The organism is Mycobacterium sp. ABE4_509, assembly GCF_056160785.1.
Window position 1 is genome coordinate 1 of the sequence record NZ_JBSWXU010000186.1, and the last position, 8,921, is coordinate 8,921.

Below are 8,921 nucleotides of genomic sequence, written 5' to 3' on the forward strand. Positions count from 1 at the left end.
GGCCGCCCCCGGGTCCCCCGGCGGGCCCGGAGCCGGCGGGCGACCCCGGCCCGAACACGTCTACGGCAGAGGGGGCGACGTCGTGATCAGGACCACGCGGGCCAGGATCGGGCTGGCGGTGACGCTGGTGGCCCTGGTGGTGGCGGGAATCGGCGCGGTGTCCGTTCTGGGAGCCGACCGCGAACGCATCCGGGTGACGGCCTACTTCGACAACAGCAACGGCATCTACCCCGGTGATGAGATCCGGATCCTCGGTGTGCCGGTCGGTGAGATCGAGTCCATCGAGCCACAGCCGCAGGATGCGAAGGTGACCTTCTGGGTGGACGGTGAGTACGCAGTCCCTGCGGGGGTGAAAGCGATGATCATCTCGCCGTCGCTGGTGACCGCGCGCGCCATCCAATTGACGCCCGCCTACACCGGCGGACCGGTCCTGCAGAACGGAGCGGTCATCACCGAAGACCGGACGGCGGTTCCCGTCGAGTGGGACCAGCTGCGCACCCAACTCGACGACCTCAGCCAGACGCTGCAACCGACCACACCCGGCGGGGTGTCGACGCTGGGTGCGTTCGTCGAGACGATGGCCGACAATCTGCGTGGTCGCGGCGCCGACATCCGCGAGAGCGTGGTCAACCTGTCGCAGGCGCTGTCGATACTCGCCGACCACTCCGACGACGTCTTCGGCTCGGTGCGCAACCTGGCGGTGCTGGTGTCGGCGTTGCAGGACAGTGCGGACCTGACTGCGCAGCTCAACCGCAACCTCTCCGCGGTCAGTGCGCTGCTGGCCGACGATCCCGACGAGATCGGCCGGGCGGTGGCGGCATTGCGTACGGCGGCTGACGACGTCGCCACCTTCGTCGCAGACAATCGCGAAGCCGTCGGTGTGACCACCGACCGGCTTTCGGAGGTGGCCGCAGCGCTCGGCGCCAGCATCGACGACATCGAGCAGGCGCTGCACCTGTTGCCCAGCACGCTGGGCAACTACGTCAACATCTACCAGCCGGCCCAGGGGGCGGTGACGGGCATCCTGTCGGGCAACAACTTCAGCAACCCGATCGAGTTCCTGTGTGGAGCGATCCAGGCGGCCTCGCGGATGAACGCCGAGCAGTCGGCGAAGTTGTGCGTGCAGTATCTGGCGCCGATAGTCAAGAATCGGCAGTACAACTACCTGCTTCCGCTGGGATTCAACGCTCTCGCCGGTGCCATGGCCCGTCCCAACGAGATCACCTACAGCGAGGACTGGCTGCGCCCGGACCATGTTCCACCGGCGGCGGAGTCCATAGCAGCGCAACCGGATACGGCTTTGCCGGCGCCCGCCGATCACGGTGTCATCGCGCTGCCGCCCGGACCTGCGCCGACCGACCCGGCCGCCGGTCTGAGCGGGATGATGGTGCCCGGGGAAGGCGGATCATGACTAGGCGCGTGATCGTGGGATTGTGTGCGGTACTGGTGATCTCGGTGGCATCTGGATGCGGATGGCGTGGGTTGAACTCGCTTCCGCTGCCGGGCACCGAGGGAGGCGGCCCCGGCTCCTACACGATCCAGGCCCAGATGCCTGATGTCAGCAACATTCAGCAGAATTCGCGGGTGCGGGTCGGTGACATCAACATCGGTACGGTCACCAGGATCGAGCGCCAGGGCTGGCATGCGCTGTTGACGATGCGCATCGACGGCGGCGTCGAGCTGCCCGCCAACGCCACCGTCACGATCGGGCAGACCAGCTTGTTCGGCTCGCTGCACATCGAGCTGGCACCGCCCGGCGGTATCCCTGCCCAAGGCAGGCTGCACGACGGATCGGTCATCAGGCTGGCCGACGCCGGTGCCTATCCGAGCACCGAACAGACTCTGGCCGCAGTGTCATTGCTGCTCAACGGCGGCGGCGTCAGCCATGTGCCGGAGTTGGTGGAGACCTTCAGTGTCGCGCTGCGAGACCGTGAACAGGATCTGCGCAGTCTGATCGAGCAGTTGGACATCTTCTTCACCAACGTCTCTGCTCAGACCACCGAGATCATCGAGGCGACAGACAGTCTCGACCGGCTGGTCGGCCGTTTCGCCGACGGGAAGCCGGTGCTCGACCGCGCGTTGACGGTGCTCCCCGACGCATTGACCGTGCTGAAGGACCGCCGGGTCGAGTTGGCCGACGCACTGGTCAAACTGGGCCAGTTCAGTGCCCTGACCGTGGACACGGTGAACCAGACCCGGGAGGATCTGGTCCAGGAGCTCTCCGACATCGCCCCGGTGCTCGAATCGCTGGCCGACGCCGGGCCGGCGCTGACCGAGTCGTTGGGGATGCTGGCGACCTACCCGTTCCCGTTCGACACCCTGGACAACTGGTTCCGGGGCGACTACGGGAACATGACGGCGATCGTGGATCTGACCCTGAGTCGACTCGACGCCGGGTTGCTCACCGGGACTCGATTCGAAGGGGCGCTGACCCACTTGGAGATGCAGTGGGGACGGACCATCGGGCAGATGCCCAGCCCCTACACCTCGGAGAACCCGCTGGTGGCGCCCTACCACCTCGATCAGGGGCGTTGACATGCACATCGACCGACGAATCAAGATCCAATTGATCGTGTTCACGGTGATCTCGTTGACCGCCCTGGCCGTCATGGCCTTCGGTTACGTGCGGGTGCCGGCGATGATGGGTTTCGGGCACTACACCGTCGTGATCGAGCTGCCCCGCTCGGGCGGGCTGTATGCGTCGGGCAACGTCACCTACCGCGGAACCCAGGTGGGCAAGGTGGAGTCGGTGCAGCTGCAACCCGACGGGCACGTGCAGGCCCGGCTGGTGCTCGACTCGCAGATCGCGATCCCGTCGGATGTGACCGCCGAGGTGCACAGCCAGTCCGCGGTCGGGGAACAGTACGTGTCGCTGCTACCACGCGGGGACAGCGCCGTGCCGCTGCGCGACGGTGATGTGATCGGACTGGCCGACACCTCGGTGCCGCCGCCGGTGGACGAGTTGCTGGACGCGACGAATGCCGGGCTGCTAGCGATCCCGCACGACAGTCTGCGAACCGCGATCGACGAATCCTATACTGCGGTAGGCGGTCTGGGTCCGGAACTCTCGCGGGTGGTGCGCGGCTCGAGCGCGCTGGCCATCGATGCGCGCGAGCATCTGGACGCGCTGACGACGCTGATCGACGACAGCGGTCCGCTGCTCGACGCCCAGATCGACACCGGCGGCGACATTCGGGCCTGGGCAGCCCAGATGGCCACCATCACCGCCCAGCTCCGCGACAACGACGAATCCGTCGCCGGGCTGATCGACCGTGGTGGAGACGCCGCGGCCGAAGCGCGGCTGCTGATCGACCGGGTGCAGCCGACCATCCCGGTGCTGCTGGCCAATCTGGTCAGTGTCGGACAGGTGGCCGTCACGTACCAGAGCGGTATCGAGCAGCTGCTGGTGTTGATGCCCCAGGGTGTCGCGATGGCGCAGGGTGCCGTGGTCGCCAACCACAACACCAAGCAGGACTACAAGGGTGCCTACCTGGACTTCAACCTGAACATCAATCTGCCACCCCCGTGCGCCACCGGGTTCCTGCCCCCGTCGCAGCGCCGTCCGCCCGCCGTCACCGATGCCCCCGACCGGCCCGCCGGCGACGTGTACTGCCGCATACCGCAGGACGCGCCGCAGAACGTCCGGGGCGCCCGCAACATTCCCTGTGCGACGCGGCCGGGTAAACGGGCCCCGACGGTGAAAATGTGTGAGAGCGAGGAGTTTTACGTACCGCTCAACGACGGCACCAACTGGAAGGGTGATCCGAACGCGACATTGTCGGGGCAGGACATTCCTCAGTTGCCGCCGTCGGGCCCACCCGAGGGCGGGCCCGAGGTGCCGATGCCATCGGTGGTGACGCGGTACGACCCGGCAACGGGTTCGTACCTCGCCCCCGATGGGCGGGTGTACACGCGTGAGGACCTGTCCTCGGACGGGCGGGGGGAGCACACCTGGCAGGACATGCTGCTTCCGCCGAGCTGACCGCTGCCGCCCACCCGTGGGAGTCCCGGGGGCCGGGCGGCTGTGGCCGACGGCTACCGGTTTTCCCGGGGCAGGCCCAGCAGATGGTCGGCGATGATGCCGCGCTGGATCTCGGCGGTGCCGCCCATGATCGTCGCCGCGCGCGAATACCACCACGCGGCCCGCGCGGCGTCGGCCTCGAGCGCGGAATCGGATGCGGCGGAGGCCATCAGCATGTCTTCGCCGATATCGAGAATCAGATCGTGGACCCGCTGTTCGGCGCTGCTGAAGAGCAGTTTGTCGACGCTGGAGTCGGGGCCGAGCGGCCTTCCCTCGGCGAGTTTGCGCACCGTGGTCGCCGCCCGGGCCTGGGCGGCGACCACGTCGAGGTAGATGCGTGCGAAGCTGTCCCGCTGCGCTGCTTCTGACCGGGCGAGGACGTTCCTGAGTCGATCGAGTTCGGCGAGTAACCGGGTCAGGACGGCATACCCGTACATGCCTCGCTCGAACTGCATCAGATACATCGCAACGGTCCATCCCGAGTCGACCTCGCCGACCAGCCGCTCCGCACCGACCTGCACATTGTCGAAGAAGACCTCGGCGAGCTCGCGCCGTCCACTGGCCAGGGCGATGGGACGGATGGTCACGCCCGGGGTGTCGGCGTCGATCATCAGCATGGTCAGTGCCCGATGCCGGTGTTCGAGGGGTCCGGTGCGAACCAGGGCGAGCAGTCGGGTGGCGGTGGGGCCCTGGCTGGTCCAGATCTTGTGGCCGTTGACGACGAATGCGCCGTCGGCTGCCCTGGTGGCCCGGGTGCGCAGGCAGGCCAGGTCGCTGCCGGCTTCCGGCTCGGAGAAGCACTGCCCCCACCATTCCGCACCGCAGAGGTAGGAAGGCAGATAGCGCTGGGCGAGATCGGGGGCGTACCGCTGCAGCGCCGGCCCGAGGGTCTCCAACGTCCAGTGTTGAGCGGGCACCGGCAGTGCGGCCCGGCTGAGTTCTTCGTAGTACACCGCGCGATGGAGTTCGTTGCCGCCGAGTCCGCCGGAGGCCTCCGGCCAGCCGAACCGGCTCCACCCGTCGCGGTGCAGCCGGGCCAGCATCGCCGCGTCGGCCGCCATGGCGTCTTCGGTGTTGTCGTGGGCGGCGGTGCGCCACAGCTCGGCGGCGTCGAGCTCGCGCAGGTAGCGGCGGAAGTCGGTGCGGTACGCCGCGATGTCCTCGGCGTAGCTCGGATGGCTGACAACGGGTTCATCTGCGCGCACCGACACCGGTATCTCCTTCGGCAACTGAATAAAGCTAAACAGTTATCTATTTAATCAGATGCCGGCGCGGCGTAGGGCGATCTGTACTTCGGTGCGGCTACTCCGAGCCGCCCGGAAAGGCGACGGTGACGGGCTGGGTGCCCATCAACCGCCGCCAGCGGGCCGCGGTGACCGCGCACTCGGTCAGCGCGGTCACCGCGAACGCCCGGACCGCCTGGTCGTCGGCCTGCTCGAGGACCGCGCGCCACGCCACGGCCGCATCCTGCTCCATCGTGACCGCCAGTTCGGCCGCCTGGCGGGCATTCTCGACCTCGCCGGGCAGCTGGTAGCCGGCGGCCGGCAGCGGGGGCGTGACCGCGCGGTCGGTCAGCAGCGCGATCGCCGCCTCCCGGCGGGCCCGGTGCTCGTCCATCGCGTCGGCCACCAGGTAGTTGCGGTCGAACGTCGAGTGCGCCGAGACGAACCCGTACCCGTAGATGGCGGCGTGCTCGGCGGCGAGTGCGTCGTAGAGCGCCGCGTCCGGGGCGCTGTCGGGGCGGGACGGGTCGGGCTGAGGCGTAGGAGAGGTCGCCGGGGAGGTCATCGACTCTCTCCGATCGGGGTCAGCGCCACGGTGTAGGCGGCCGTGCACGCGGCGGCGATCGACCCGAGCAGCCCGGCGCGGTAGCCCGACAGCGCCGCGGCCGACGTCGTCGCGCTCTCGGCGGATGTGAGCAGCGCGCCGATCACGTCGTCGACGGTGGGCGGGGGATCTGCGACCGAGGACGTCGACGAGGTCGACGAGGTGGTCGCCGTGGTAGTGGCCGGGACGCTGGTGGTGGGTGCCGGCTGCCCGGTGAGCCGGACGATCTCGTCGGCGAGGGCCTGCGCGTGTGCCGACCGTTCGGTCGCGACCGCGCCCAGCGCCCCGGCGAGCGGCCCGCGGGTCCGTTCGGCGGTCTCGGTCGCCAGCCGGCTGTCGCTGCGCGCCCGGTCCAGTGCGGTGGTGAGGTCGTCGAGGTCGGGCGGCGGCGGTGCGGTCCCGCAGCCGGCGACGACGACACCGAGGGTGACCAGCGCCGCGCTGCCCACCAGGAGGCGCCGGCGGCTGACGGTGGCGGCGGGAGTCGGCACGAGCCACATCCTGCCATTGCGGCAGCGGCGTGCCCGGTAGCCCCTGCGGCCTGCCGGGGCGAACGCTGCTTTTGGCCGTTGCCCTCCCGGCGCTGGCGTATCGTGGTCACTCGGGTTCACCGGGGTGATGACTCGAGCCCGGTGGATCAGGTCGGAGACAACTCAAGACGAGGAGCTCGCCGTGGCAGAGCGGTCCAGTGGATTGCCGTCGCAACGACAGGTGATCGATCTGCTCGAGGCGGAGTTCGCGCGCGCCGGTTTCGACATCGAGGACGTCGTGATCGACGGCGCCGCCCGCCCCGGCCGGATCACCGTGGTCGCCGACGGCGAGGACGGGCTGGATCTGGACGCGGTGGCCGAACTGTCCCGGACGGCCTCCGCGCTGCTCGACGACCTGGACTCGCCGCCGTATGTGTTGGAGGTGACCTCCCCGGGGGTCGACCGGCCCCTCACCGAACCGAAGCACTTCCGCCGCGCGCAGGGCCGTCGCGTGCAGATGACCCTGACCGACGGGTCGGTGCTGTCCGGGCGGCTCGGCGACAGCGCCGGGCAGACGGTGGCCCTGGTGGTTCGCGAAGGTGGCCGGTCCGACCTGCGCGTTCGCGAGGTGGAAATGGACGCCATAGCCAAAGCCGTTGTTCAGGTTGAGTTTTCACCGCCAAATCAGCGGGAGCTGGAGTTGGCCGGTGTGGCCGGGAAAGGATGACTGAGCGTGAACATCGACATGGCCGCCCTACACGCGATCGAGGCCGACAAGGGAATCTCGGTCGACGTCGTGGTCGAGACGATCAAGTCGGCGCTGCTGACCGCCTACCGGCACACCGAAGGCCATGAGGCCGACGCGCGGATCGACATCGACCGCAAGACCGGCGTGGTCAAGGTGGTGGCCCGCCAGACCGACGAGGACGGCAACGTCCTGCACGAGTGGGACGACACTCCGGAGGGTTTCGGCCGCATCGCGGCCACCACCGCGCGCCAGGTGATCCTGCAGCGGCTGCGCGACGCGGAGAACGAGAAGAACTACGGCGAGTTCTCCGCGCGCGAGGGTGACATCGTCGCCGGCGTGATCCAGCGTGATGCGCGGGCCAACGCCAGGGGCCTGGTGGTGGTGCGGATGGGCAGCGAGACCAAAGGGTCCGAGGGCGTCATCCCGGCCGCCGAGCAGGTACCGGGGGAGAGCTACGAACACGGTGACCGGCTGCGCTGTTACGTGGTGGGCGTCACCAGGGGCGCGCGCGAACCGCTGATCACGCTGTCGAGGACGCACCCCAACCTGGTCCGCAAGCTGTTCTCGCTGGAGGTCCCCGAGATCGCCGACGGCTCCGTCGAGATCATCGCGGTGGCCCGCGAGGCGGGGCATCGCTCCAAGATCGCGGTGGCTTCGCGGATGCCCGGACTCAACGCCAAGGGCGCGTGCATCGGTCCGATGGGGCAGCGGGTCCGCAACGTGATGAGCGAGTTGTCCGGCGAGAAGATCGACATCATCGACTACGACGAGGACCCGGCCCGTTTCGTGGCCAACGCGCTGTCGCCGGCGAAGGTGGTTTCGGTCACCGTGATCGACGAGGCCAATCGCGCGGCGCGGGTGATCGTGCCGGACTTCCAGCTGTCGCTGGCCATCGGCAAGGAAGGGCAGAATGCGCGGCTGGCCGCCCGCCTGACCGGCTGGCGCATCGACATCCGCAGCGATGACGCCGCCAGTGACAGGCCCGAGCGCCGTGTCGAGCCGAGGCCGGACGCCGCCCACGGCGCCCTCGGTGACCGGTAGCGCGCGGCGCCCGCAGGGCTTTCGGCACCGGTTTTCGTTCCGGCTCTTCGGTGGCGGTAGACTCGGCGGTGATCCAGCGCGAGGAATCGGTTCGGATGCGTAAGCGCGGGCGCTCTGAGGGCCCTGTGCGGACCTGCATCGGGTGCCGGAAACGAGAGCTGGCCGTCGAATTGCTTCGGGTGGTCGCTGTCCGCGGCGGGAACGGGCCTGGGAATGACCAGGTCGCCGTGACCGTTGACGCGACGAGAACGCTTCCGGGGCGGGGTGCCTGGCTGCACCCCGATCCGGATTGCCTGCACGCAGCAGTACGGCGGCGAGCCTTCGGCCGTGCGCTGCGGATCACCGGTTCACCGGACATCACCGCGGTGACCGAGCTCTTCGCCTCGGCGGAGAGTCCGGACACAGCGGTAACTAGAGAACAGGTAGCGAAGAACATGAGCACACCGTGAAGTCCCGATGACCATGCGTCATAGCTAACCCGAGGCGCGGCGCCTACCACCGCTGTCGCCTCTAGACAGGAGATGTAGTGGCAGGTAAGGCCCGTGTGCACGAGTTGGCCAAGGAACTCGGTGTCACAAGTAAGCAAGTGCTCGCCCGGCTGAGTGAGCAGGGCGAATTCGTCAAATCGGCATCCTCGACCGTTGAGGCACCCGTCGCGCGCCGCCTGCGCGAGTCTTTCGGCGGCAACAAGCCCGCAGGTGAGAAGGTCAAGAGCAGCGGCTCGGGCAACGGGGCGCCCAAGCCGGCGGCCCCGGAGCGGCCGGCGGCGCCAAAGCCCTCGGCTCCGCAGGTGTCCAAGCAGCCCCCGCCGACG

At 68.7% G+C, this 8,921-nt stretch carries 10 protein-coding genes; 7 read left to right on the forward strand and 3 right to left on the reverse strand.

Going from position 1 to position 8,921, the window contains the following annotated elements:
- Window positions 1-85: 85 nt before the first annotated feature.
- Genes ACXAID_RS25335 through ACXAID_RS25345 form a run of 3 tightly spaced genes read left to right on the forward strand, consistent with a single transcriptional unit; the run spans window position 86 to window position 3,982 of the window.
- Complete coding sequence (locus ACXAID_RS25335) at window positions 86-1,411, forward strand: MCE family protein (protein WP_475024946.1); 1,326 nt, start codon at window positions 86-88, stop codon at window positions 1,409-1,411.
- Complete coding sequence (locus ACXAID_RS25340; RefSeq protein ID WP_475024938.1) at window positions 1,408-2,535, forward strand: MCE family protein; 1,128 nt, start codon at window positions 1,408-1,410, stop codon at window positions 2,533-2,535. Before ACXAID_RS25335 ends, ACXAID_RS25340 begins: the two co-directional genes overlap by 4 nt.
- A 1-nt stretch (window position 2,536) precedes the next feature.
- A complete protein-coding gene (locus ACXAID_RS25345; protein WP_475024939.1) occupies window positions 2,537-3,982 on the forward strand; it encodes an MCE family protein in 1,446 nt (481 codons plus the stop codon).
- Between the two features lie 53 nt (window positions 3,983-4,035).
- Here ACXAID_RS25345 and ACXAID_RS25350 read toward each other — a convergent pair whose 3' ends face one another.
- The 3 genes from ACXAID_RS25350 to ACXAID_RS25360 form a co-directional block, all read right to left on the reverse strand.
- Entirely contained in the window at window positions 4,036-5,232 is a 1,197-nt protein-coding gene (locus ACXAID_RS25350) for an acyl-CoA dehydrogenase family protein (protein ID WP_475024940.1), read from the reverse strand.
- A gap of 91 nt (window positions 5,233-5,323) precedes the next feature.
- Entirely contained in the window at window positions 5,324-5,809 is a 486-nt protein-coding gene (locus tag ACXAID_RS25355; protein ID WP_475024941.1) for a ferritin-like domain-containing protein, read from the reverse strand.
- Window positions 5,806-6,348, reverse strand: coding sequence for a hypothetical protein (locus ACXAID_RS25360; RefSeq protein ID WP_475024942.1), 543 nt, complete (start codon window positions 6,346-6,348; stop codon window positions 5,806-5,808). The genes ACXAID_RS25355 and ACXAID_RS25360 overlap by 4 nt, the downstream gene beginning before the upstream one ends.
- Before the next feature lie 172 nt (window positions 6,349-6,520).
- On the opposite strand from ACXAID_RS25360, the gene rimP reads away from it, so the two are divergent.
- The 4 genes from rimP to ACXAID_RS25380 form a co-directional block, all read left to right on the forward strand.
- Entirely contained in the window at window positions 6,521-7,045 is a 525-nt protein-coding gene (gene rimP, locus ACXAID_RS25365) for a ribosome maturation factor RimP (protein WP_475024943.1), read from the forward strand.
- 6 nt (window positions 7,046-7,051) lie between these two features.
- Window positions 7,052-8,107 carry a transcription termination factor NusA gene (nusA, locus tag ACXAID_RS25370; RefSeq protein WP_475024944.1) on the forward strand — a complete coding sequence of 352 codons (1,056 nt, stop codon included), beginning with the start codon at window positions 7,052-7,054 and terminating at the stop codon, window positions 8,105-8,107.
- Between the two features lie 95 nt (window positions 8,108-8,202).
- Window positions 8,203-8,556, forward strand: a complete 354-nt coding sequence (locus tag ACXAID_RS25375) for a YlxR family protein (RefSeq protein WP_475024947.1) — start codon at window positions 8,203-8,205, stop codon at window positions 8,554-8,556.
- A gap of 77 nt (window positions 8,557-8,633) precedes the next feature.
- Window positions 8,634-8,921, forward strand: a 288-nt coding sequence (locus ACXAID_RS25380; protein WP_475024945.1) for a translation initiation factor IF-2 N-terminal domain-containing protein, incomplete at its 3' end; no start/stop codon positions are given.

Coding starts and splice junctions, on each gene's coding strand:
- ACXAID_RS25340 (WP_475024938.1), top strand. CDS start 1,408: ATGACTAGGCGCGTGATCGTGGGATTGTGTGCGGTACTGGTGATCTCG.
- ACXAID_RS25345 (WP_475024939.1), top strand. CDS start 2,537: ATGCACATCGACCGACGAATCAAGATCCAATTGATCGTGTTCACGGTG.
- ACXAID_RS25355 (WP_475024941.1), bottom strand. CDS start 5,809: ATGACCTCCCCGGCGACCTCTCCTACGCCTCAGCCCGACCCGTCCCGC.
- ACXAID_RS25360 (WP_475024942.1), bottom strand. CDS start 6,348: ATGTGGCTCGTGCCGACTCCCGCCGCCACCGTCAGCCGCCGGCGCCTC.
- ACXAID_RS25375 (WP_475024947.1), top strand. CDS start 8,203: ATGCGTAAGCGCGGGCGCTCTGAGGGCCCTGTGCGGACCTGCATCGGG.